We start from the raw sequence: 26,348 nt of genomic DNA on the forward strand, positions 1-26,348 counted from the left end.
ATAAGTGACCAAGGCTGGAAACAAATTCCAGCCTTTTCGTGTATTATACGGACGATGAATTAATACTTATTGGTAAGTGTTTGAGACAGTCGATATAATAGATGCTGCTTTATTGATTGTTTTAAAAAACTTGTTCTGAATTGCATAACTTGCCTAAACTAAACATTTCATAATTCAAGATGAACGAACTTGTAAGACGTAGACTTATTGCAGTAGCTAGGGCTAAAGGCGAACAAACGATTACCTATCAAGATCTGTCAGATCAGTGCCAGTTGGGCTTAATTATGCGGGAATCAGAGTTTGCAAGGGCGGAAATAGGCCGGATTCTTGGTGAAGTATCTGCATATGAAGAATTGAATCACAGACCCTTACTAAGTGCGCTCGTACTATCCAAAGGTAGTAGCTACGAAGGCGATGGGTTCTTTAAACTCTGTGAAGAACTAAACTATGGTCCTTGGAAAAAGTTACAAAAGGACATCACTTTCCCCATTCTTCAAATGAGACGCTGTTACGACTTTTGGAAGAATGATGATAATTTCACGTTGTATTACTAATCCAACCTATGAAGTATTTTAAGGCAGATCGACTTCCTAATAAATATCTCGAATCAGAAAATATTTATCCTGGTCAAGAATTGAAAGAAATGCTTTAAGAGCTCTATCCTAACGATAAATTTTAGCACAAGCCGATAATTGTAATTTACTATGACAATAAAAGAAGCTATCTTAAAAAGCCTTGACGATATCAAACTACTGGCCAATTATCTTGAAATTTATAATCACATTATAGAAAAAAAATATTACAGTTTTGGGTCTAAGACACCTGTATCAACACTATCAGCCACACTTGGTGACCTTATCCGAGACGGTGATTCTAGAATAAAGCGTTTAAGACAACCTGGCGAAACATATTTATATTATTTAACCAAAAATGAGTCGACCATTGGAATTGAAGTGTTAACTGGGGCTACCGAACCCGAGCCCGAAAAGGAATTGATCAAAAGTTCGTTGCCTCCGAAGTCCAAGACGTATGATGAGCGCTCACTTCATAAATTACTAACCAGTTATTTGAAAAATACGGAGATTTATTCAAAGACGATCTTCCACGAGTTATCAAGTAACAAAGACGCAAATCAAATTTGGACACATCCTGACATGGTCGGAATTAAGTTCCTAAATTTGAAGAATAAAGTAAGCCGAAATTTTTTAAAGACTGTAAGTCGAATAGACACCTTCGAATTAACTTCCTACGAACTTAAAAGAGAAATCAATAGTGATACAGACCTGAAAAGAGCTTTTTTCCAAGCAGTTTCCAACTCGAGTTGGGCACATTACGGCTATTTGGTCGCATTTGAATTTAATAGCGCCCTTGACGAAGAAATGGCTAGGTTAAATCGTTCTTTTGGGATAGGGATTATAAAATTGGCAGCAAACCCTTATCAAAGCAAAATACTATTTCAAGCTAAACTCAAAGGGTTAGATTTTAACACTATTGATAAGCTTTGTAAGATAAATCGAGAGTTTGAAAAATTCATTGAGCAAGTTGAAAAGTTAATGACTGCAGAGGATAGATATTATAAATCTACGGAGAAAGAACTTCAAGAATTTTGTGATGGGTATTTTTCAAATGATACGGAATTCGAAATATACTGCAAGGAACGGTACATTCCTATGCAGGAGCCGTTATAGAATTCAAAATTGAAATCGTTTAGCATTTCAATTTTGGACAGATAGTAATATTGTTATATCTATACAGGAATATATTTAAAGTTTATTAATTGCTTATTTATATTTACTAACTTTTATAAGTAAGCCTTTCCACAATGAAACTTCCTCAAAGCGTTATAGACCGGGATATATATTATTCAGAAATCAACAAATTGTTGAATGACAAGGATTGCTATATTATTATCGATACAAATATCCTGGCCAGCTTTTACCGGCTGCATGAGAAAGCCCGTAATGAACTTTTTGCCTGGCTGGATCCATTTGTTAAATTAAACCGCCTCAAAACACCGGTTTGGGCGCTGAATGAATATACAAAGAAATTTATTCGCGGTCAGGTTAGCGATTACCTCAGTTCAAAAAAGAAACTTGATACAATCAGTAATGATTTTGAGGAGGCCAAAAAGTTTTTGTCCCTGCACATAGACGTCTCCAATCTGCCAGCGGGAATATATAAAGATTCAGCAGAATACGTAGATGACCTTAAAGCCATTGCTGCCAAGGTAAAGAAACTTCAAACACTTGTTAAATCAAGCGGCACACCGTACATAAATGCGATAAATCAGCAACTTAAAACGCAGTTTGACGGAACATCTCTAGAGAGTGATATTTTTGCCTTGTCTGAAAAGGTTAGCGCCAGCGGGCCAACTAGGTTTTTAAACCAATTACCCCCAGGTTATGAAGATAAAACTAAGGGCTTTAATCCCTATGGTGATTTAATAATCTGGGAAGAGATTATTGGGTTTGCGCGAGATAAAGGGGCTGAAAAAGTTATTCTTTTGACCAATGACATGAAGCGGGATTGGATGTACATCCCTCAAAAAATCGTTATCAAAGGTATTGAAAGACCTAACCAGGAATTTAAAATCGTTGATCCGCGCTTGGTTTTTCAGTTCAACCTGGCTTCGGGAACTGATAATTTTCACATAATTAACCTTGAGCTGTTGGCTCACATTTTAATAGATGGCGGCAACACGGGGGTATACGAGTTGGCAGGTGCACTTCAGATTGAACGTTTAGAGGAGCACAAAGAAGCCAAGAAAAAAGCAGAGGAAACAAAGTCGGAGGAGGTTTCTGCCTCGGAAAGCGATGCGATCATTCCGGAAGAAAAGCTATTAGAGAAACAACTGCAAGTTAATGAAGCTCCCTTGCCTGAAGAAGATGCTAAAATAGAAACGCCTGCAACAGTAATAGATGAACCCCAAATTCTCGTTACTGAGGCGGAACAATTTCAGGCGGTTGACGCGTACCAACCGCCGGGCATAGAGAGTGGTTCTTATAGCTATTATGCTTTAGCTGATAAAGAATATCTGGAATATAACGATGCGCGCATCGGCGCCATCATTAACAAATTAAGAAGCCATAATTGGTATGTTCAAAATCCGGCGATTGAAGAGATGGCCGAGATATTTTCATCGCCGCAAAAAAATAGTGTATTCTCTAAAAATGATCTTTTCGTTTTAGGACGGAACATTTACCAGGCAGCTGCTGGCGGTGCGTATACCGCTGTTCAATATCTTGAAGAAAATTCACTTAACTCAATTAATAACAATAACATTCAAATACATTTGGTGGCAGGTATGGTCTATGAGATATTTTTCAACTGTCAGGGATATTTGCGCCGCCCGGATTACAAATCTGCTTTCATTGACCCTGTATTTGCTCTTCTTAAAAACTCGCTATACGCGCCTGTAGTTGATTTTATCCAAAAAACACTTCAACCATTTAAGGATACACTAATTGAGCTGCCTTCTGCTGATCCGAAACCTGTAGGTTTCGAGGTTTCATTATTGGCAGAAAAGGATGAAAACGTAGATATTCAAGTTGTCGACGGAATCTACTTTAACAATGAGCAATTGTTTATTGCCAACAATGGTGCTGTTCGTTATGTTGTGAAGCAATACTTGCATGAGAAAGACATTAGGGAAGAACTAAAACGTGCTTTTGCAATACCCGGTTGGCAGCAGATAATTACCTTTAATCCGGCAGTAGATAAACAAATTTTGGTAGCCCGACCTAACAAGATACTTTGGCGCGGTCCCTTACCAGCAGCCCCTGAAGTAAAAAGCACGTCAAGCGACTTTTAAATCAGAATTGTCTTATGACTGGAATTAGTAATTTTACAATATATGAAAACCGGGCTAATTTATTTTGATAATAATGCCACAACGCGCTTAGATCAGGAAGTGTTGACTGCAATGTTGCCGTATTTCACCGAGTTGTATGGCAATTCTGCCAGTCAACATCATTTTGGTTTGGAGTCAGCGAAAATCGTTGACCAGGCGAGAGCAAATATTACTTACAATATTGGTGGTTCTGACGGAAAAATCATATTTACATCAGGCGCGACAGAAAGTATCAATATCGCTTTGAAAGGAGTTGCTTTTGAGGCATCGGAAAAAAAGACTAAGATTGTTACATGCGCTACCGAACATCAGGCAGTTTTGGATACCTGCGCTTATTTAGAGCAGATTGGCTTTGAAATTGCCTTTCTTCCTGTAGATAGTATGGGGTTAGTTAGCCTGGCTCACGCTGAACAGATAATTGATGAACAGACATTGGCTGTCGCTATAATGCTCGTTAATAACGAGACCGGTGTCATTCAGCCAATCCGTGAATTAGCACGGCTGACTCATCATCACGACGCTTTATTAATTTGTGACGCCACTCAGGCCATTGGTAAGATTCCCGTTGACGTGGATGAGCTTGATGTGGATATAATGATTTTTTCAGGCCATAAATTTCACGCACCGAAAGGTATCGGAGCACTTTACATGAAAAGAGGCGGGCAACTAGCTGCATATATGCACGGTGGCGGTCATGAATATGGAATAAGGAGCGGTACGCTAAATGTGGCAGGAATTGTAGGATTGTCAAAGGCTTTGGAAATAGCTATTGAAAATCTAGAGCAAAACACCATGCACATTAAACAGAAGCGTGATTTGCTGGAGCGGAAATTGCTTGCCATAAAGGGAACAAGACTAAACGGACACCCGGATTTACGGGCACCCAATGTATCAAATATCAGCTTCCTTGGCATTGACGCCAACACATTTATAAGTGAAATGACCTTTCTTGCGGTAGCCAACGGTTCCGCCTGTACTTCTGCAGTAATTGAACCATCTCACGTACTAAGAGCTATGGGCATCGATAACCAGACCGCATTTGGTGCTATCCGTTTCTCATTGAGCAAGTTTAACACGGAAGCGGAGGTAGAAGAAGTGGTTTCATTAATCAGTCAATATTTGCTACGGGTTACTCCAAACCATTAGCCTCACCTATTTCTCCGTCTGGCTCCTCCATAGAAATAATCACTCCGGACCCCTCGTTTTCAATAGTTATTTCATAGTTCTTAAACTCTGGATCAATATAGTATAATTGCTCTCTAAGTCGCTGACGTAATTCTATCGCAGGTTTCAAACAATGCTCAATAAAATCGTTATCATTGACATCACTTAAATTTGGAAATAACAACTTTAAAAATCCTGCAGACATGCGCATGATCGCCCGCACATCACGGAAGTCTTTAGAGCCGATCATATAGCTTCTTTCTTCCACAAACCTATCAAATTCAATTCGTGAGCGCATAAAGTGAAATATTTCACCTAAAAAATCTGCTTTAAAACCCACACCATCGGAAAGTGCACCAACGGTCATTCGGGGTAGATTCCAGCCCGGCAGAATGCCATGTATCCGGTCCAACAGTGCAGACTCTTGGAGCAGCTTAGGGAGTTCGCCAAACAGGTTGTGCTTATTTACAGGCAATCCCTTTGAATCGATTTGAACGTTCGCAATAAACACTGCACCAGCATCTGCAGAAACCGTATATTTCCCTTTTGAATACTTACCCTGTTCCAAATATCCTTTCAATTTGGCAACTGTTTCATCTGGACTGGAAAAAGAAAGCGTTTGGGCCTCATCAAAAACAACAACATCAAATTGTGTAAACAAGCCAGGGACTTTGGTATTTTCATTGTAGAACAAAACCGCTGGAGAAACTGCGCCCCCTTCAATCAACCTCGAATACCTGGAAAATTGTCCAAATAAGAAAGACTTACCTGTCCCTTTTGGGGCTAATTCAAACAGATTTACTCTTCTTTGCACGAAGGGTAAAAGCCTTGTTAACAACGCTTGTCTTTTCTGTTTAGTTCCATATCCTTTGTCTTCCGCGCTGTAACCTAATGAGTTGATCAACAATTGCAGCCACTCATCAAGGGAAAACTTGTTCCTGTTTTCTACATACTCATCAAAATCAATGGCAGCGGCCTGAAGCGGTTTAAAATCATTAAGCCATACTTCTCCTCCATCATCCGTTCTTCTATATCCATAAATCGCTAGCCCCCATAGTCCACCTTTAAGCAAACGAGGGAATTTACTAAGGAGAATTTCTTCGATAAACGCTTTCTGATTACCCAAACTGCCTGATTCCAAATATGTTTGATCACGATTAAGGTTAACTTTAGGTGATATATACTCTAACACCGAAACATTATCCCCGTTTCTTAAGCGTTGTTTCAGATCTTCTACCTCATCTTTCGTTGGCATGTATTTGTGAATGAATCCAATAACCTGTTGCTTAACACTTTCGTCCCAGTCACCGCCTTTCAGTTGCCGGTCGATAAGCCATTCACCCACAAAAACCGGAATGCTTTGCTCATTTAAGCCCGAACTGCTGTAAAGGCTTTTATCTATGCTTGACGATTCATAAATATTAGTGATCTTATTTTTTAAATTCTTATCCATTATTAAAAGTCAAAATCGTCCTCAAAATCGTCTTTAGTTGTAGCCACTATACACTGCAACTGTTGGCTGATACGCTCGCCCATGATTAAACAATCTATGTTAAAGTTGAGTTCTAATCTGCCGCCCCTTGCTTTAACTTGTAGCTTTTGCGGTATTTTGATTGATCCTTTAACGACAGCGTCTGACTCTGAAGCGATTTGTAACGGCAGCTCAAAAATACAATTTTGATCTTCCGTTACCGATAGTGATAATATTTCTATTGCAGTCGAACCACTATTTTTTATCTTAATGCGGAAATCTTTCTCTGTCTTTCCAAAAGACAAGTCCTTAATACCGATATACCTGAGTTGTACCTGTATTTCAATAGCTGTCGAAACCTCGCAAATCATTAATGGTACGATTGTTTCTTCAGGACTTAATCCACCGTGCCGGTATCCCGAATCATGTTTCCCGAAATATTTATAACCTCTTGCAATTGCCCAGTCAGCTCGGTTCTGTGACACACTACTCTTCAAAACATACATTTCTTCATGATCAATCTGTTCGTGCGATAAACTCCCTTGCAAAGCCACACATCGTTCTCGGGCGCGGTCTTTCACGGCTTCCTCCAAACGAATGTTTTTTATATTTTGCCCTCTACTGAGGCATTTGGTTGCGCCATGGTCAGTAGATATCACAAATTTTATCTTTTTATCAGTTGAATCTTTAATGATTTCGCTGATCATTTTAATCCTCTTTTCGAGTATCTCTTCTATTTGCGCAGCTCGTGAAGTGTCAAATTCAGAATCATTTTTATGAAGCAGAGTATCAATCTCGTGAGTATGCAGGCAGCAAAGATCACTTTTGCGTTCTATGGTTTGCTGAAAATCATTGAGCTTTGTAGTATAATAGCAACGTTTATCATGCAGCGCCTTATTTAGTAATACTTGTCGGTTACCAAAATCCTGCGGCGTGATACTGGTGTCAAATGTCCCCGCAAGCATTATAGGAATACCTAATTCAGTAATAGTTGGAAGGGTGGCCAAACTCCACTTAAGATCGATTTTATTGATGCCATATTTTTTTAATATTCCTCTAAGTGCCGGAGCAAAATAAGCAGGAAAGCCATCTATTATCAACCAGATTACCTTGTATCCTGGGTCATCTAAAATTTCTCGGATCTCGGCAATGACATCCAGATTAGTTAAAATGTTGGTGTTATTCAGTATTGCACGATAATTGTTATAAAGCCAATCTGAATAAAGCGTTGAGCCTTCGTGGATTTTAAGAAGTATTTCAGGTTCTATTTCCGCAAGTTCATCGTAGTAAAACTTAAAGGGAATGAATGATTCAATTGCCCAGCTAGTCCATTTCTCATTTTGTTCGGGGAGTAATAAACCGTCTAATTCGGGCGCAGGGGTGAAAACAGGGCGGCATAATAATCGGAGGCTTTGCTGCTGTGAATAGTTGAGCCTTCCGGCAAATCGCTCGGAAAGTATTTGGTAATCCTCCAGGGCTAATTGCTGTTTTTGATGTATCAAAGCATTTGCTTCACTCGGGTATGCGCCAGAAATTATATTCAAACTGTATGTTTTATTTTCAAAGCTTTCAATGATAAAGCGATACATTGATTTTTCAAAGCGATGGTTCACTGGCAGTTCCGGCATTTGCTGTGTGAGTAATTCCCGAAGCTGTCGCTGATCAATACCAAGATCATGTAGGTAACGAGCATGATCATGTTGCCAACGCTCAAAGTATAGTTTGTTCTTAGCACAGTAGATACTTTCACTAAGAACTTCTGCGTACTCCGTATCAACGTTTAATAATGGGTCAGTCAGCTCATTTAAAAATTGCGTATCAAGGTTCCTTAATGATAATATTAAACTCCGCCAAAGTGATAGCAAATATTCATTATCAAAAGGCCGCTTTTGCTTAGCGCAAATTTGTGATAATGTATAGAGTACATTAACTGTAATAGCATCCTGAGGCATTTCACTGCCGAAAAAGTGCTTAAATATCTCGCGCTCTGAGGGCACAATTGACTCATTAATTAAATCGAGTGCGTAAATTGATGCGTCTGAAAGTTCAGAGGGTAAAATCATCCCGGGATATTTTGCGGCAAGTACGGATCTCGGCGTAACGAGTTCAACAAAGGCCGGAACATCCTCGAACCAACTGGTAAAAGGCGCTTGGTAAATATGGACATAGTCAAAATCTGCCGATCCTTTCATTGCGTAATTTAAAAGCATACCCCTTGCCTGCCGGTAAGTGCTTTCATCAATAACTAAAAAATCTCTCTTAGTAGTTTTGTGCAAATGATAATAATCAATCAATATCTTCATGTGCCTATTTACTTTGATCTGCTAAAACATCCTGTAATATTTTAATGATCTGCGATTTCGAAAGCTCATGTATCTGCTGAATAGCCTCGATCTCGGCGTTGATCTTTGTCTTGGCATCATCCATTCTGGTATCGTGAGGATATTTCCATTTATGTAAATAGGTGTAAACTTCATGCATTTCTTTCACGAATTGACGCTGCAGATCTGCATTCCATAAGTAATAAGACTGGTTTATATGGAACACGATTCTCATACTCTCCACTAAATTATAGAATTCTTCATCTGAGCTAAGCTTACGGACCAGGTTTAGAAACGGTATTGCCCGTAAGTCGGTTAATAAACCAGTTTCGCGGTCCGCGTTCGAACTGAAAGCTTCCATTCCCCGAACATTCTCTTTTAATTGAACGCGAAATTCGCTTACAGAATCTGCCTTTATCTTTAACTTTTTCCCTAAATCTGTCACTACGTCCATTAATGGACGTTTGTAGTCTTCAATACCTGATTTAAGTTCTGCTAAATTAATGATGTAACGTTGAAGTACCTCATCATTCCAATATTTAAACTCCCTCAATCCAAAGCCCGATGGCAACACGTTTAATAAAAACTCCCGGACTTCTTTTTTCTGGATTGCTGTCAAAAGGCCACCTTCTAAACTATTTTCGGGCCAGTTTGCACACCGTGTATTTTCAGTTAAGGCGCCAAACCAGATATCTGAAATTGCCAATTGAAGTTCTTCAAAATTGACCAACCCACCAAGTCCAAAAACCTGACTTATTTCTCTACAAAAAGCTTCTTCAGAAATCGGTGGTTTCCATGAATTTAAAGCCGTTACACATTTGGCATATTGATCGGCGATTACTCCTATTTCTACTGGGCTCCATTCTTCCCATTCCTTGTTGATCACACCTTGGAGTCCGGCCTGAAGCCATTTAAGCGGGATGTATTTTAAGAATTTATCCTTTGTCGGCAGGCCTGTTTGATATTCCTCAACAAATGTATTGATTAATGCATTTTCAAAATGCGGAGACTTACTCAACTGAGGTAATTTGTTCCACCATGTTTCAAAAGTCTCCTTGAATATCGGTTCGGTGGCGCACTCGTTAGCCGACATAGAGAAACACGATCTGGCAATTGATTGATATATAGCAAGCGGACTTCTCGTATAAATTTCAATTTGCGTTTTGTATTTTTCAATTGTGGAGACGTACTCATGCGTTTGGTAAGCGAGATTATTCCAGTCTTTAACAGGCGGGTTCGCTAATTCTTCTAGGTAAAATTTAGCAATGTCGATTGGCTCCGCTGACCGTAATTTTTTTAGCCAAGCCATTATAGCTTGATCTTCAAAAACAGCCAAAGACTTTATAGTATATGATAGATTATTAAACCATAATTTCACGACCTCCCTAAAATCTTCAATGTTTGCAATTGAGGTCTTAAAAACTTTATTAGACAAAGCGCTAACTACTTGCTGTTTAAAGGCAGTTTCCTCAATGTGCGGGTATTCTTTATAATTCTTTAGCTTAGCAATTAATTTGGGAATATTATCAGTGTCATTCTCAAATTCCTCCTTACTTCCGATTGACAAAAAGAAGCCAGGAAGAGTTACCATGAAAAATTCCCTCGCGGCCTTTTCACGATCCACACCGGGCAACGTCGCATTTTGTAAAAATGGTTGAAGAAATTCCTTATAAAATTTTTCTATATCTTCCTTTTGCTTTATTAACTCCCAATTGAGCGGATTGAAAAAGTTGATTAGTCCGTCAAACCTCTTTGATAATTCGCCAAAATCGTTTGCATTCGAATCCTTACTAAATAATGCATTAAGCTGTTTAAGATATTTAATCTCAAAAGACGACATTTCTATTTTACGTATGGTGAGCGCCGAACCATATTTAAACAGATCTTCAACAGTATTCGGATCTTTGTCCAATGCGTAGGCCGGTCGTTTCGGATCAATGATCAATAGGTTTTCTTTATTGGCACGAAGAAAACAAGTAAAAATAAATTTGATCAATGTTAGTGACAGTCCAAACGGTTCTTGTAAAAGCGGTTTTATAAAAGCTGTTGGTGATACCAGTTGATCCACTTTCAATGTTTTATCAATCAATTTAAAAATTGCCTCTGCCGGTGAGCCGGGATCAGGTAACTTGATCTCTCCATAATGAACCTTATTAAGCGTAACTATTTCTGAAGTGATTTTAAGATGGTTAAAGAAGTTACTAATGATCCTGGTTGTCTGTGCCTTATTATTGAGATTAATGAGTGGAATCCTGTTTTTTTCAGCTATAAGTATTTCTGAAAGCGCAGTTTTAACCACTTCCGATTTAGCTTTTGTAAACCACAGGTCATCATCTTTGACCTTTGGCACATTGGTAAAAAGTTCATTAATGAACTCATCCATGCTATGTTCGAAAGCCCTTGGGCTCTTAATTTCAGTACCAGTTCCCAATTTTGAAAAACTCCAAAGCCAATTTATCGGCTCGAAAAGGTTTCTAATTTGCGATGTAAGCTCAGAATACAGTCGGTTAAGCTCACTTTTCACCCGTTGTAAATGGTTTGGGCTACCAGTTACCTCCGTGTTTTTTTCAGCACGGTTCCAAGCCACAAAATCGAAGGTCGTAGAAAATATCTTATTAAATATTGTGGGTGATTTGGTATAAGCGAATACGGTGTATTTCAGTATTTCGGTAAAATGGCTGAGTTTATTTTGATAAATTTCTAAATCATTTTCGTCTTTAGCAAGAAGGTAAATAACATATCCTTGTATTTGTAAGTCTTTATTCTCCCAATGATAACTTTTTTGAAGCGCTTCCAGGGGCTCATCCAACTCATCCGGATTACTGATCCACAATGTTCGGAATGAGCGATTACTACCGTATTGATCATTGTGCTCATCAAATGCATAGGCTTCCGGTCCACGGATTTGTGTCCAGATGTTTTTACTGGTCCCCAATGTTAATGAGCCGATCTTTGATTTTTCTTCCTGTATGATCTTGCTCAGATTCCTTGAACCAAAAGCTGGAAATTCATATATGCCTTTTTGATTCAGTTCCAGAATTTCATCACTAACTAAACTATCCATTAATTCCCTGAGATCATTGGTATGGACATTATCCATCGCCCACAATAATACTTCGAATGTGGGCAGTACTTGCTGCTTGCGGGTTGCGGTCAGTACAAGAATATTTTCCATCACCCTTTTAATGACCGGATCATTCCGTCGGCCTAATGATGTACGATACGCGTCGGTCAGAGAAGCTACATTTTCTGCACGGGCATCAGCTAAGTTCCCCTCAAAAAAAGTTAAAAGCATATCGGGGGTATATAGACTGATTTTTTTGCTGTCGTCGAAAGTAGCCGTTTGTTCAAGATAGTTTTTCAAACTCCCTTCGCGGATTTCTTTCGGACTCAGAAAATTGAACATTGAACGGGTATTTTGGGCATATTGGTTTGAAAGTAGCGGAAGTACAAAAGAGGTCAACGGATGCAATGGATATAAGCCCTTTATTATCTTTTCTGTGATCCAATCATCGGCCCTATCTTCATATAAAGCAAAGTTCCCGGTCTGATCAAGTAATTCACACGAAATTTCAGGAGTGATCAAGTCGTTTTTAGCTATTTCATTTTTCGTTAAAAAGACTTTGCCCATCAGCTCTTCACTTTCAGCATCTTCTATAACCAATTGATGCCTTACAAATCTGCTGTTGATCTTTTCGATATTTTGAAGTTTATCTTCAGCAATGGTAGAGGGATTCTGATGACTGGCAGCAATGAAAATGATATTTGAATTAGTGGTCTTGTTTTTTACATTTTCCAAGAACTCCTGTATCTTGAGAGAGGCGGTATGCGATGTTTTGTTGATTAATTTATCCAAAACACCTGCAAACTCATCATGAATAACAACTATGCCCTTATAGCCACTGCTCAGAATGTGCTGAGCAGTATCAGCAAATGCCTGATAAATATCACCGTGCACCTCTGAAAATTCAGACCCTACAATCTCTTGAAAAATTCTTTTAAAGGTTTCATAGGCGGAGCCATCACATTTTTTTAAAAGCTCAATAAAATCGCTTCCGCTTTTCCCGATGATCTTACTTTCAAATTTGGTATATAAAACTTTATTATTATGCTGCCAGCCTTCGAGCGCTTCTGCGGCCCTTAAGTAATGCGTTTTAGGGCGGAAAGCTAGTTTTTTTTCGGATAATGCAAAGTTGAGTGCTGCGAACATCGACTGTTCAAAGTCTTCAGTCCCGTAACTAGGTAGTACAATAAGATATTCTGAACTGGTTCGCCAATATTCCTGAAGTATGGTTGTCAGACCATCTTTATAAATACCTTCTTTGTCTTCAATCTTTTTCCTTAGATCCAAAAAGTAATCAGGGTCGCAACTACTTAACAAATACGCAAGGATAAGGAGCAGATACGACTTGCCTGTACCATATGACGCAGTGATTAGATGTACTTTACGGCTGTCCCTAAACGATAGGCTCTCAAATATCTGACGGATGATATTACGGGAACTGGAATTAGGCAAATAGCCATCCAAATACTCGTTTTTCCCATTCAGTTTATAGTCAAAATCACGTTGAACGTTGACTTCCGCTGAAAAAGCTGATGAGAGTTCGATTATTTCACTGATTTTCATTATATCAATATAGTGATAGGTACGGTTTAATATTCTTCGTAAATGTGGGTTTCTGTAGCTGTTTGACTAGCATAAAAGTTTCGGAACGTCTCAAATAAGATTTCAGAATAAAAAGCAAGGAATATCGGCAATTTGGGCTCTTTTACAGCCAGCTTAGCAAGCAAGTAATCCAAATATTTAAGATCCTTAAATCTTGGTGCAAGAAATATTTCCAGGTTAAGTAGCAGTGTGGGTTGTCGAGGCTCAATACCCAAGATCAAAGCGATCAGCTCATCATCAGTCATAATGACTTTTTTAAAATCTAAGTATGCGAAATTCAGGAGCTTTAAACCGCAATTTTCAAAATCTTTCAATAGTTCTGGATCGTTTAACAGGATGATGCCGGTCCGTTTCCTAGAAAATGTCACCTCTTTAACAAATTCGCTAATACTCTTCATAATACTTTTCGATTAAGTCACAGGGCGAACCGTTAAAGGCAAATTCGATAAGATGCAGATCGGCATGGTGCACGAGTCTGGTCATTTTGATATTCATTAGGTCGACCATATTTGCTTCCAGTTCCTTAGAATTCCAATTAAAGAATTTTGACACGTTATTTCGTTCATCCAGCAACTCCTGAAAGCTCATAGAGGTCCTTCCTCTGCGCTGAGTGTAAAGGATATAAGCAATAAGATATATATTGACATTATATGGCTCGGACCGCTGGAGTACATCATCAAAAGAATGAAAAAGGTTAAGTGACTGAAAAGCAGCCGGATCAAGGATCCCAGCTTTTGTCCGATTAATCAACCCGTTTAACTTAGTTCCTTCGTAATCTGTCTTAACCATATTCCGCTCCGCCCATTGTTTAAATTTCCTTATGATCCCAGTATCATCCGCAGCCAAGTTCAAGTCATTGATCAAAAAGTTTAAAAAAGGGTTGTTTTCTTTCATTGACCAATGATACAACATCACCCATTGCGTAAATGGATCTTTGAAGCGAGGGTCATTCTGATAGATAAGTTGTCCTATCGTCGTAAATGAATTTTTTTCACCTAAAAGTCCAAAATCACTAAGGTATTCTTTAATGCCGCGAACCTTATTCATCCCAAAACCGGATTCTTTTAAAAGATCTGCATTACTAAGCGGGCCTTTCCCTACTAGATTAAAAACTTTATTAAGTTCTTTTAGATCAATCGAAAATCCTTGATATTCCTTTAAGTATTGCATATTAAATAAAGCAGGCTGCACATCCAATTTCACCGTCTTCGTAATCGGATAAGATATCGATAAGTTTACTTGATATGTTACCCTGTTTTTGCCTGTCGGTTTCTTTTTTTAGATAATCTTCCTTGATTTGCATGATCCGGTTTGGCAGGATGAGTTCAGCCAGTGTTTCATTCTGGTTCCACGTATACCCTTTTTTTTCGTAATCAAGCGCTTTTTGAAATAGATCAGGGTGTTGCTCATAAAGCCAAACCCACTCTATTTTCTGTTGAAAGAAACAAAAATAACACCCGGAGCGGCTCCTGGCGTATTCTCCCTTTTTTCCGTTGACTTCAAATTCTATTTTCTCATAATATTTTGGTACACCAACTCCACTTTCTCTCAATATTCGAAATATATCTTCTTTTACCAGTACCTCATCATTTTCAATTAAAGGGAAATCATCGGTCTGAGCGAGGGGGTAGGAAGTCGTTTTGAGATAGGCGTAGATCAACGCATTGGTTAAAACGATATCCCTTTCCAAAAGCAATTCAGCTTTTTTCTTTATTGTAAATTTAAGATTAGTAGGTCGCTGCAGTAATTCTTCAAAGTCGTGAGTAGGTTTAAATTGCTGTAAGTTAAGTTGCTCCATTAAAAATGGGACATTCTTATTATGAAATGCTTTACTGATTACGTCTTCGCTCCAGATATTTTTTCTAAATGGAAAGATAGACTGTATGTTAGTTTTTTTTGAAATGTACCCATCCCTGTTTTCGTCACCCCTAATACCTACATAGGATATAACAGGATCATCAGCAACAAATTTTTCAAATGGTGCGAGTTTAAGCGTTTGAGTACACCAGCGGGCCTGAGTCGAGGGAAGGTATTGAAATTTAAGGTTCAGCAAATAATCAAAAGAATCGTATCCATGGTTTGCCTCGTCAATACTGGCAGTTAATTGAACGATTTTCTTATCCAAAAATATTTCAAGGTTCTTGATTAACTCATAAGTTTCGTCAAGTTCCTTGCCGGTATCAGTAGTATAGTATTCTATGTCTAAAGATGGATAATGGGTCTTCATGTAAATAGCGAGTGCTGCACTATCTTTACCCCCGGATATCCCCAATACGTGCCTTACTTTTCTCATGATTGTATAAATTCTTTTAACAGGTTGGCTAACGCCACAATATTTAATTGATCATTAGATCCGGAGCTGCTTAAGGCCATCCTTAGCTGGTTTTCAATTACTGAAATCTCATCACGCTTATTCTTGGGTAAACGTATAATAGTCTTGTTGACGCCGTCAATAAAGGAATTGATCTCAAATCCTAATACATCTTCGGCGTGAATATCGAAATCCGTATTCGCAAGATCGGCCAACTTGTCCAGGCTGTTAATCATGGAGACAAATTCATCCTTAAGTAAGAATTCGTCGTCATCACTAAACGCTTCTAATGCTTTTCCTGTTAAAGTCTGTGCAATTGAATTCAACCAAGCTTTTCTATCATCGATATTGGAAGTTACACGTTGTAAAAATATTTTCTGTTCTACAGCTGTAAGATATGGTTTTAGACTTTCATACCTGGCAATTAACGTAGGTTTGTAAATGTCGAATCCTGCGTCTGTCCCAATGATACGGTCTTGTATAGTATTTTCAAACCTGTCTATCAACGTATCATAACATGTCCTGATTTCTTTAATCGTCGCCTCCAAGGCCGCCACATATTTGGGGATAAGCTCAGGGTTTTGCGATAGTTGATCAGTGTGGTATCCCAAAGCTTCCGGGAAATCTTCGAAAAACGTTTGCTCAAGATCCTCTGTGCCTGCAATTACCTTTCTCAGCGACTTGGCTTCCTTACTCAAATTTTTCTTGGTAGCCTTGGTGAATTCCGGCAGTTGACGATAGAAAGATAAAAATGGTCTGATTGTATCAATAAAGTTTTGATTATTAAGTGTCTCAGCGGCCGACTGCTGTAAGAGTTCACGATATTGATTAAACAAAGAAAGTCTCGTCCCCTCGATATCGAAGGCTTTGATTTCGTAGCGTTCCGGATAACGGATGATCAGATCAAGTGTTTCTTCAGTCATAAACGGCACATAGCCATTCTCACCAAAAAGTGCAAACTCATCCCTTTTAATAAACAAAAATGTAGGAACCCAAAAAGAAATCAGTCCTTGTTTGATCTTGAATGGCTTTGTAGAAAGGACCTCAATGAAATCAGTGAGATTTTTCCTTCCTCCCCGCGCACTTTCCAAAAAATCCAATGATATGTTCCATAACGGAGCAAAGTTATTTTGGTTATCCGCTAAATTGATATCACCAATGGAAATAGAAATATTATTCGCTTTTATTAACGATAAATAGATTGTTTTTTCGGGAGGAAATTTATCTTTTTCGAAACCTAAATCGATCTGATCCCAATTGTTAACCAGTGCTTTAAAATAGTTTTTCCGTGCCGATGCAATTGACGGTGATATTTTATGCTTATTCAGCAATTCATTGTTAAATACAGGCGTGTTGGGGTAAGCTGTCTCACAAACAGCTGAAAGCAGCTGATTGAAACTTCGTTTATTGCCTACTGATTGTTCTTTTCCATTCCAAACCCATTTTAAATTTTGGTTATCAGTATGAAGATTGCCTAATATAAAATGATTTAATGTCCGCTGGCTTGCCTCAAGGCTTTCGTTCAATAACCTGACGGCAACTCTATCTTCACCATTTTCTTCCTTTACTTTTTGCAGTTTTTCCAGTTCAAATAGCAGGTCCTTGATGGTTTTTGAATTCTCATAATAAACATACAGGCATGAGGAATCTTCGTTTAACAGCGAATGTGCTTTTACGTCGTCCAGACTCACTTTTTCATTGAATAGCAAATAGATAAAGCCATCAATCTCACCGGCAGCCTGATCAAATCTAAGCTTATCGGTAATCACAAATTCAAATACCCGCGGGGTTCCTGTTTCGTACGAATAGTTTTTTGCCAAAACCGGAGGCAGAGAATAGTAACGTTTTAAAAGATGGGCAACGTCGTTCACTTGGTCAACTTTGCTGGCCGCTTCGATCAAAGCAGCCTGCATATCCAGCGATGTGCCTTCATTTAAAGTGAAACGCTGCAGGTGATCCCGAAAAAGGATAACATTTTTTGATTTCAACTTTTCAATGAGCGGCTTAGGGTCAGCTATTGATAAACATAGCTTGGCATATTTGCTCAGGAAATCGTTATTTAATTTACTACCCTGTGCCGCTGTGAGATTTAATAAGCCAATGGTTTTAACCAATTTGCTTAAGTCATCTACCTGATGGTCAAAGGTGCGCTCAACCTCGTCCAAGATATTCCTGATCGATTTCCAGGCTGCATAATCAGGATTATACTTTGAATGTAGGTATGAATAAAAATTAAAAAGCAGGTAGTCGTAAACGTGTGCCAGACTGAAACAACGGTTTCCGCGCGAAACTTTGGAAATACTGGTGTGATCAGACGAAATAAGAAACGAGAACAGGCTTCTTTCATTTTGACCATAACGTTGCAAGGCAATCGTCAGAACATTTGCCGACAACAAGTCAAGTGGTAGCAGGTCCAAAGCGTCTTCGGATGACAATTTATCTGCAAGTTCAAAAGCTTTAGAGCGTTTAAACAAATCTGAAAGTTGTAGAGCCAGCATTTCATCATCCGCGTCTTTTCGTGTTACTGTGCGTAAATGTTCAGCGGCTAACTTAAGTAATTGTTCAACCGGTTCGTTGAAGGTTAGCTCCTTGAACCTGCCTTTTACTTTGGCCCATTCCTGCCTCTGGGCATTTTTCAATCCAAAAGCGTAGGCATCAAAATTTTGATGTACAGTAGTAAGGAATAGAATATTGTATTCCGGTTTAGAAACAAATTCAGCTAGCTGTTGCAAAAAGTACAATTCCTTTTCCGGATAGTGTTCAGAAGCGTATTCTAAAAACTTACCGAATTCATCAATCATTATGATCAATAAGCCTTGCTTTATTGCGGTCCTATAATGGTAAAAAAGTTTGGAGAATACGTCATTTAGCGACTTTTCAATGTCAGCTTCAAATAGATCTGCGAAGCATTGTATGATCGATCGGTGGTCACCAACCAAACGCAAGACTTCTATATGATCCCGCTCAAAATGGGTCCCTGAAAAATAAGGTTTCCCTTTTACAATATTTTGTTCTAAAGCCCACAAAAAAGAACTTTTTCCCGTACCGAAAGAACCAACAATATTAAAAACATGAGTACCAAGTTTAAAATCGTTAATTATCTGATGAAAGATCCGCTTCGAATTTTCAGTAGGGTAGTAAATCAAATCCCTATCCGCATCCCGGTCAATATTGACAGATGGGCTAAACTGGTTGATATTTGGCTTGAGCAGCATAATAAGTTCTTAATATATCGGCGGATTTAGGTTTATTTTGGAACTGCAGTTCTCGAATGCCTGCTTGTTCACTTAATACTCCGTGACCTAGTGTTTTTACAATTTCTTTGATTTTATTATATAGTCCGGCCTTGGTCAAAGCAAACACACTTCCCGGTGAATTTTCATCAACCTCTAACTGGTTAAGGCTGATCGAATTTTGATAATCTCCATTTTCAAGTATCGCATACAGAACAGCAACCTCGGGAATATCTGGTCGTTCAGCGGGAGCGATGTAGTAAACATTTTCTGATTCTTTTTTGGCATCTTCCTTTTGCTTAACGTAAAAATCTAAAAGGTTTAATTCTGTTAAAATCCCCGAAAAACTATCTTCCTTATCTTTAATTCCGTCGGTGTTTAGGTACAATTTAACAAACACTACAAAATCTTCGTTAACACTATTTTCACTTATGTTTGAAGAGCGCTCCTCCAACTTCAGCTTAATGAAATTGAGGTAGTCACTTTTGGTGAACTCTATCTTACTTTTTCGATATTCGTTAAAGATCAGATTATACGTGGAAGCATAACCTATGGCTACTAAACGGTAGTGCAAAATCCATAGAGTGGCTTCATCTTCCAAAAAAGGATCAAGCCCAGTATCTTGACCAAACATCAGATGTGAAAAGTCCGTCAAGTTATCTTGTTCATCGGTTAGGCCAAATGCTCTCATCCAAAACCGGATGGAACGTACCATGTTGTTACCCACACCTAAGACAATTCCTGCAGCATTTTTATTGAAGTCGTGCCCATTGTATAAAAAATCATATCCCTTTTTTAGCCACAATAGTCGGCATTGGAAGGTATCATGGCCTGAAAAGGAAAATCTGTTACTTTTTTGAATCATTATTTGCTTGGCGTTTAGGTCAAGGGGCAATTATATCGCGCAGTTATTTTAGCTTAATATGAAGCATATGTAAACTTAACTAATTCTCGGTAAAGCATGGTTGTAAAATTACTAACGTTTTACCTTCCCCATCGATAAAAATATTTTTATAACCTAAAAATTATATAAAGTCAGATGATCTCTAAATTTATTGTGGAGAAATATTTGACATGCATTTATTCATACTATAAATTTTCCTAATATCATCTATCTTATTGTTTTGAAGTAATTCCATGATTTTTATTTAGCACCTTAAAAGTACTTTGTTTGATATCTTCAAATGTAAAAGTCCTGCCTAAGTCTTTCCCTTCGGCCATTATTTCATTTAATATGTCATATTTATCTTTGGGATGCATGTGTTTACCGTTTCCTCCTAATTTAATATGAAGTTCATCAAGAGTTCTGAATAAACTTTTAATTCTGGTCGCATTGACAAAATCAACAAAACTATCCCATGTTGATTTCATCTGTTCATCTGTAACGGGGTATATCTTTTCTGCATTGCGTATGCTATTTAATGGTGCCCGGTTCAATAGCTTTTCCAAACCAAAAAAACTTTGTTGTGGGCTTTTGACGTGCGAACTTTTCATATAATAAAACAACGCATATTCTCCTAACAAAAGGCAGTACGGGAACCGGTGTTTTGAATGATAGTAAGTAGCAGTCTCATTTTTATCAGCATAACCTGGAGCGCGCAAAATTACGTATCTGATATCTTCGAACATAGCCTTAGTTGCAGTATCTCGCTCATCTATAACTTCCGCAATTAATAATTTATCAAGTGTAACGCGGAGCCGATTTTCCTCATTTTGAGCGAGTTTAAATCCTAGTTTGCCATAGGCCGATAGTCGCCAAACAATAGAGGTCCAAAAAAGGAATGCCGTTAGTGAAGACTTGGTACTTTGATAAACTTCGGATCCGTCAATATTTAACGTAGGGGCATAAGCGCTTTCTAAGCTACTAAATTTCTTTTCGCATGAGGTACAGTATATGTAATCGGCTATAATATCACTTCTTGAGGCTGTTATATCTTCTTCAGTAAGTTCGCCGAAGACTTCGTCCAATTTGTTTGTACTTACATCACGGCCGAAATATGGAGTCACAAAGTCTTCTGTTATTTTGAAACCAAGTTCTTTATCTCTTCCCTTAACGTGATCTGCATTATCGATTGTTTTCATCAAAAAGTGAGGCACTACGTGAGAACCTGTTTTATCTGCTTCATTAATCAGACATAGTGTGCATTTAGGCATAATCTTAGTGGCTGGATTTTATCTTATAATATAATAAAAAAAAATCATACAAAAAGAAGGGAGGCATGAGCCTCCCTTCTTTATTTAAACGTGAACCTTTGCTTTACGCGACTGCTTTTTTGCAGGAGCATCCTCCTTTTGCTGCTCGCTTTGCTTTTTACCGGTTGTTTGCTGCTGTTCTGGCTTTAATAACTCTTCTCTTTTGATCTTTTTCATTTGATGGTCGAAAAGATCCACGGTCTTGAACTGAGGGCTGGCGGCGATGAAATACTTTTTGTCTTCACCGTTACGCTCGAGGGTAATTTGCTGCGTGTTACCTTTTCTTAGCGAACGGTAGAGGTTCTCAGTACCTTCCGGGGTTGTCAGTTCTTTGATGCCCTTATCTTTCAATACAGCATCAAGGTCAAAGCCATAATTTTCATTAAATCGTTTGATCTCCTTGTTGCCGTTCTGTTTTTCGCTGCTATTATCGAGTTGCAGCCAGGCATGGTAGCCTTCGCCTTCTTTATTATATAGCTGCTTGTAAACGGCACGGCCCTCCATCAGGTTAAAGGCTTCTTTGGCGGTGACACCATTGCCTTTATTGATATAAAAGGTTTGGTTTTGTTCGTTTTCCTTGCCTTTGTGGAGGGTCGTATCGAACTTATTGAAGAAATACATTTCCTGGTTTTCACCAGCCTTAAAATGCAGGTTATAATCAACCGTTTGTTGATTGAACTCATGTTTGGCTGCTAAGTTAAATTCCGGCACTTTCTTGTTGATGTTTTTTTCCAGGTCAGCGTTCACCTGCTCGCCAAATCCAAGGTTTAACAGGCTTTTCTTTAAGAATTCTAAATTTTGCGTGTTCATATTATTTTGATTTAAAAAGTTTGAGATTTTGATGCGATCGAAATAATCCGGGAGCTCGTCAGCGATAAAAGGACCTTCCAGCCCTCTTTGAAGTACTTGCCTGACCTCATCTCTTGATATGTCCGGAGAAAAGATCGCATAGAAATATTTTTCTTGACCAGGGTGATAAATAGCGGCATCCAGATGATCAAATAGCATAGGCCCATTAGTTTCTTGCCGTTGGATATTGAATGAATAATTCGCGACCAGCGAACCGATACTTTCCTGGTAAGGTAGCCGGAAGTCGTAAGTTCCGGCGATGATACGGTCACGCAGGTGGTCAACGATCTCAGGATCCGCGTAACCGAGGTCGGCCAGTTGCGTTTTCAGCTCATAAAAATTTACGGCGGCTGTCATGGGATTATTTATTGATTTTTAAAAGGACGGGGTATTGGTCCCGCAGCTTTACTTTGATCTTTTTTACCTTTTTGCTGAAAAGGTCTTTGGCAGCGTTGACACCACCGGCTGCAGCTTGCGCGCCAATGCTTTGATCCATACTCAAAAATTGCATGCTTTGGATGGCGTTGTCTGCCCCTGAAGATGCTGCACCGCCTAATTCCGCTTCCGGTGCCGGTATCCCGGGCATGCCGTCAAGGCTAAAGACCGTAAGATTGACCGGAATGATCTGTTTATCCAGCCGGATGTTTTGAATGGTCAGTAATAGCCGCTGGTTGGAGACCTGGCAGACACCGAAGATCTCATGCCCTTTAGGCAGGAGTTGATTTTTCAATGTAACGCTATCGGTTAGTTTTAATTTAACCGCCGCCCCGTCTTTCACTTTTTGCTTACCGTCAACAATGGCAGAAATTGCCCTGAAAACTGGGTCGCTTTCCCTTTTTTTCGTGCTTTGGGCTTTCCCGATCTCTGGATTCTGGATAGACTGGATCTTGGTCAGCATATTACTGAGTTGCTTCATTTCCGGGTCGTCGCCACCCGATGATTTCATGGACCGCATCATCTTATGCAATCTTTTGATTTCCGGATCGGGGGCCTGACTGGCGTAGGTTTCCGTTTGCGGCTGGTTGAGTTGCCGGTTGAGTTGAGCCAGTTTAGCTTCAATCTTCGCGGATTGGAGATCAGCGCTGCTGACTGGCGTGCTTAATTTGAGGGCTTTAGCAGAATCAGTAGCAGATACTATTTTCGGATCAAAACCCATGGCTTGGACGAAGTTTTTGCTTACCCCATCTTTTGTGGTGGATGTATCTTTACCTGCTGCCTGGTAAATATCCATTTTGTCTTTTTGCTTATTGTCTTTGAACTGGGCCGATGGAAGTGCTATATCGATACCCCGATCTGGTATGACTGATGCCGATTTTCCGCTATCCTTTCCGCCGCCTAATGCCCAGAACGCCATGGTCAGGAAAGGCAGGATTAATATGGGTATAGCGAGGTAAAACTTGCGTTTCTTTAAAAACTCATCAGTATGCGCCGGAGCAAGGCCGGCTTGCGGTTGATTTTCCATAATGTTATTTTTTAATAGTTAATGAATCTGTTGGCTGTGGTTGACCGGACGGCAGACCAATATGTGTCGGCTGATAGCTGTTGCCCACAATGTTAATAGCGTTTTTACCGTACGGGATAATAAGGCAGAGGATCAATCCGGCTGTGGAGACTGCGCAAAAAGCAAATAGCAGCCATTTCTGGCGTGCCCCGGAAAGGCGGTTAATTCGCGCATTTAACCTGCTTGCGAGCGCTGACTGCCATTTAATAATGTTAAAGGCGATCGCTTTGGCCAATTGTTCAGTTGCCGTATTGGACTGCGGTTGTTTATTCCGGATCATCATTATTGGTTTTGAATGGTGGTATCACGGTTAGCCAGTATTTGCCAGCGCTGGATCAGGAAACCGTGCGGATTGTTGTCTGTCTGTAACTGTATGTCCCTGACCTCTCCCTGAGTCACCAGTTTGCGGTAAACGGTGCCGCTGGAGCGGACCAGTTTTTCTGTAGCATAGCAGGTAAACAGATAAGGGAATTGCTTGCCTTCGAGCGCAGTACTGTCGATCCTGATCTCCTGGGATATGTTAGCCGATATCAGGTTATTATAATACCCGGATTCCTGGAGGTTATCATACTGTCGTTTAGCGGACTCGTCAGCGAGGTAAAGCGCCTTGCTTACATTGGCATGGATCGCTTTATCATCAGGGCTGAGATCAAAAAAGTACTGGTGAAAAGTTTTGATATGGTCGCGTAATTCAACTGGCAGGTTACTGCTCCGGTCAGCCGCTACAGCTTCTAACACTTTACCGTTATACAGGATATGCACCCTGTTTTGCGCCTGGTTGATGACCTGGTTGCTTTTATAGATGCAGAAGCACATGGTGATTACATTGCCGATAATCAGGACAATACTGAATTGCCGGATGTGCTTGAACGCGGTGTCGATATTTTTGAGATGAGTAAACATGGTTTTTGATTTAATGGTGATCGATCTATTTACCCGAGAGTTTTTGCTCCTGGTAGCTATTTGATTTATTATTACCGTCAGCGCTGTTGTAGCCTTCCATGAAGTTTCCTGGTGCACCCGCGAGATTAGCCGCGCCTTGTTGCATACGGCCACCGGCTAAAGAGCCCGTCTGCATCGCCGTGGTGGAGGCATGACTGACCATTGAATTGACTTTTTGAAGTAATCCGTTATTGCCTCCGGCGTTAACGATATAGCCGGCCACGCTGGGGACCGTGAAATACCCGATGATGCCGATAATGAGGAATATAAGGTAAGCTGTGTCTGTCGAACTAAAGAAGGTGTCCCCGGCAGTTTGCACCTGTGAGATGTCCAGCTTCAACATGTTTTCCTGCACTTTGCCAATAATGGCCCCGAAAATGTTGCCGACGGGTAACCAGAGAAAAACATTGATGTATTTGGCCAGCCAGGTGGTCAGCGTATGCTGAAAACCGTCAAAAACGGACAGACCTAATACGATCGGGCCGAGTATGGCCAGGACGATCAGGTAAAAGGTGCGAATGGTATTGATACATAAGGCAGCAGCTTCGTAACATACCTGTAAGATCTCGGACATCCATTGTTTGATGCTGTTCCTGAAATTATAAGATTGCTTGTCCATCCAAAACTTCATTCCCTGGTCGATACTGTCAAAGACCCCGGAATTGCCGCTACCATCTTTGTCATTAGGGTGAGTGTATTTATACCAGCGGTTTTCATCACCGCTGCCATTCTCTCCAACATACATTTGCCAGGTTTCCGTTTTCTCGACAGCTGCTTGTTTGGCCTGTAGGAGTTTCGTTATTGCGGCATCCGAGTTTTTGACCATACCACCGGTGGCGCTGACGGTTGGCGACATCACGCCGTTGATCACCGCGATCACGGTAGGGAAAAGCAGGATACAGAGGCCCAATGCAAAGGGCCTTAGCAGCGGATAAAAGTCGATAGGTTCCGCACTGGCGATCTGGCGGTAGACCCTTGCGGCGATATACCAAAGCGCTCCAAACCCGGCAATGGCCTGGCCTACGCCGATCAGTTGACCGCACATCGGAAACATGTCATTATAAACGCCGTCCAGGGTTGCCTGCAGGCCATGAATGTCGGTTGCGAGGCCTTCCGCCCGGGAAAATAATGGAAAAAGTATCCCCGTTACCGCAAGCATAGCGGTTGTAATTATTGTCTTTTTCATAAGATTGGGATTAGTTAGTTATGCCATATAGCTGCTTAAGCGTCTGGGTATCGGCCGTCGCTTTACTGCGTTGCAGGGATAGGCTGACGCCCTGGTTGTTGAATGAACGCAGGAACTGAAGTTTATCCGAACTGGTTGCATAAATGCGGTCAATCGCTTTGATCCGGTCGGCATCCGACATCCGTAGTTTGTTCGCAGTGATCACATTGGTCAGCTCCCCGATATTATCCAGGGTTTCTGCCACCAGTTTGTTGTAAACATCCCCCATATAATTGAGTTCGCTGGTACTGAAACTCCCGCTCTGGCGGAATTGCTTATAATTTCGTTTGTATTCACTTACGAGACTTGCCTGGATGGAGATAATTTCCGCTATCCGGCCGTAGTTCCGGATTCCGGGGCTAACCGCCATCAACCCGTTCAGGTAGACACTATGCAGGTTAAAATTCCCTTTAGAAAGCGAAGAGATGGTGCCATATCCCTGCTGATAGATCTGGTAACCGGTTTTCATATCGGATAATATGCTTTTCATTTGGGTCAGCTTTTCTATGTTCAGTAACAATTGCTGCAATTCCTGGCCTTGTGCCCGGCAAGTGATTGGCCGTACGGCCATTAAGCCCAAAAGACCGAATATGACCAATATGCCAAATTGTTTTTTCATGAC

19 protein-coding genes are annotated in these 26,348 nt (G+C 40.0%); 4 read left to right on the forward strand and 15 right to left on the reverse strand.

The genetic code is table 11. The annotated features are described in order from the left end of the window. Positions 1 to 179 precede the first annotated feature (179 nt). From WC615_RS00250 to WC615_RS00265, 4 genes are all read left to right on the forward strand, one after another. Positions 180 to 554 carry a hypothetical protein gene (locus WC615_RS00250; protein ID WP_372976132.1) on the forward strand — a complete coding sequence of 125 codons (375 nt, stop codon included), beginning with the start codon at positions 180 to 182 and terminating at the stop codon, positions 552 to 554. Between the two features lie 150 nt (positions 555 to 704). Continuing rightward, the gene (locus WC615_RS00255) at positions 705 to 1,688 is read left to right on the forward strand and encodes a hypothetical protein (RefSeq protein ID WP_372976133.1); all 984 of its coding nucleotides are present in this window, start codon (positions 705 to 707) and stop codon (positions 1,686 to 1,688) included. A 134-nt stretch (positions 1,689 to 1,822) separates the two neighbouring features. Next, positions 1,823 to 3,811: a PIN-like domain-containing protein gene (locus tag WC615_RS00260; protein ID WP_372976134.1), complete on the forward strand. Its 1,989-nt coding sequence runs from the start codon at positions 1,823 to 1,825 to the stop codon at positions 3,809 to 3,811. A gap of 42 nt (positions 3,812 to 3,853) precedes the next feature. Then, a complete protein-coding gene (locus WC615_RS00265) occupies positions 3,854 to 4,996 on the forward strand; it encodes a cysteine desulfurase family protein (RefSeq protein ID WP_372976135.1) in 1,143 nt (380 codons plus the stop codon). On the opposite strand, the gene brxL is transcribed toward WC615_RS00265, so the two are convergent. From brxL to WC615_RS00340, 15 genes are all read right to left on the reverse strand, one after another. After that, the gene (brxL, locus tag WC615_RS00270) at positions 4,980 to 6,467 is read right to left on the reverse strand and encodes a BREX system Lon protease-like protein BrxL (RefSeq protein WP_372976136.1); all 1,488 of its coding nucleotides are present in this window, start codon (positions 6,465 to 6,467) and stop codon (positions 4,980 to 4,982) included. The genes WC615_RS00265 and brxL overlap by 17 nt on opposite strands. A 2-nt stretch (positions 6,468 to 6,469) precedes the next feature. Continuing rightward, the gene (locus WC615_RS00275) at positions 6,470 to 8,788 is read right to left on the reverse strand and encodes a hypothetical protein (protein WP_372976137.1); all 2,319 of its coding nucleotides are present in this window, start codon (positions 8,786 to 8,788) and stop codon (positions 6,470 to 6,472) included. 4 nt (positions 8,789 to 8,792) lie between these two features. Then, on the reverse strand, positions 8,793 to 13,433 hold the full coding sequence (locus tag WC615_RS00280; RefSeq protein ID WP_372976138.1) for a hypothetical protein: 4,641 nt from the start codon (positions 13,431 to 13,433) through the stop codon (positions 8,793 to 8,795). Between the two features lie 26 nt (positions 13,434 to 13,459). Continuing rightward, positions 13,460 to 13,870: a hypothetical protein gene (locus tag WC615_RS00285; protein WP_372976139.1), complete on the reverse strand. Its 411-nt coding sequence runs from the start codon at positions 13,868 to 13,870 to the stop codon at positions 13,460 to 13,462. Next, entirely contained in the window at positions 13,857 to 14,675 is an 819-nt protein-coding gene (locus WC615_RS00290) for a hypothetical protein (RefSeq protein ID WP_372976297.1), read from the reverse strand. Before WC615_RS00290 ends, WC615_RS00285 begins: the two co-directional genes overlap by 14 nt. Then, on the reverse strand, positions 14,644 to 15,765 hold the full coding sequence (locus WC615_RS00295; RefSeq protein WP_372976140.1) for a phosphoadenosine phosphosulfate reductase: 1,122 nt from the start codon (positions 15,763 to 15,765) through the stop codon (positions 14,644 to 14,646). Before WC615_RS00295 ends, WC615_RS00290 begins: the two co-directional genes overlap by 32 nt. Then, entirely contained in the window at positions 15,762 to 18,998 is a 3,237-nt protein-coding gene (locus WC615_RS00300) for a hypothetical protein (protein WP_372976141.1), read from the reverse strand. The genes WC615_RS00295 and WC615_RS00300 overlap by 4 nt, the downstream gene beginning before the upstream one ends. Then, positions 18,967 to 19,881 (reverse strand): DUF4007 family protein, encoded by a 915-nt coding sequence (locus WC615_RS00305; protein ID WP_372976142.1) that lies wholly within the window; start codon positions 19,879 to 19,881, stop codon positions 18,967 to 18,969. Before WC615_RS00305 ends, WC615_RS00300 begins: the two co-directional genes overlap by 32 nt. A 251-nt stretch (positions 19,882 to 20,132) precedes the next feature. Continuing rightward, entirely contained in the window at positions 20,133 to 21,170 is a 1,038-nt protein-coding gene (locus WC615_RS00310) for a hypothetical protein (RefSeq protein ID WP_372976143.1), read from the reverse strand. 84 nt (positions 21,171 to 21,254) lie between these two features. After that, a complete protein-coding gene (locus WC615_RS00315; RefSeq protein WP_372976144.1) occupies positions 21,255 to 22,415 on the reverse strand; it encodes a hypothetical protein in 1,161 nt (386 codons plus the stop codon). Between the two features lie 4 nt (positions 22,416 to 22,419). After that, complete coding sequence (gene traM, locus WC615_RS00320; RefSeq protein ID WP_372976145.1) at positions 22,420 to 23,520, reverse strand: conjugative transposon protein TraM; 1,101 nt, start codon at positions 23,518 to 23,520, stop codon at positions 22,420 to 22,422. 4 nt (positions 23,521 to 23,524) lie between these two features. Next, a complete protein-coding gene (locus WC615_RS00325; protein WP_372976146.1) occupies positions 23,525 to 23,842 on the reverse strand; it encodes a hypothetical protein in 318 nt (105 codons plus the stop codon). Continuing rightward, on the reverse strand, positions 23,842 to 24,462 hold the full coding sequence (gene traK / locus WC615_RS00330; protein WP_372976147.1) for a conjugative transposon protein TraK: 621 nt from the start codon (positions 24,460 to 24,462) through the stop codon (positions 23,842 to 23,844). The genes WC615_RS00325 and traK overlap by 1 nt, the downstream gene beginning before the upstream one ends. A gap of 25 nt (positions 24,463 to 24,487) precedes the next feature. Next, entirely contained in the window at positions 24,488 to 25,687 is a 1,200-nt protein-coding gene (gene traJ / locus WC615_RS00335) for a conjugative transposon protein TraJ (protein ID WP_372976148.1), read from the reverse strand. A gap of 10 nt (positions 25,688 to 25,697) precedes the next feature. Continuing rightward, positions 25,698 to 26,345 carry a TerB family tellurite resistance protein gene (locus WC615_RS00340; RefSeq protein ID WP_372976149.1) on the reverse strand — a complete coding sequence of 216 codons (648 nt, stop codon included), beginning with the start codon at positions 26,343 to 26,345 and terminating at the stop codon, positions 25,698 to 25,700. Positions 26,346 to 26,348: the final 3 nt, after the last annotated feature.

Source organism: Mucilaginibacter sp. (assembly GCF_041663085.1).
Classification (GTDB): domain Bacteria; phylum Bacteroidota; class Bacteroidia; order Sphingobacteriales; family Sphingobacteriaceae; genus Mucilaginibacter.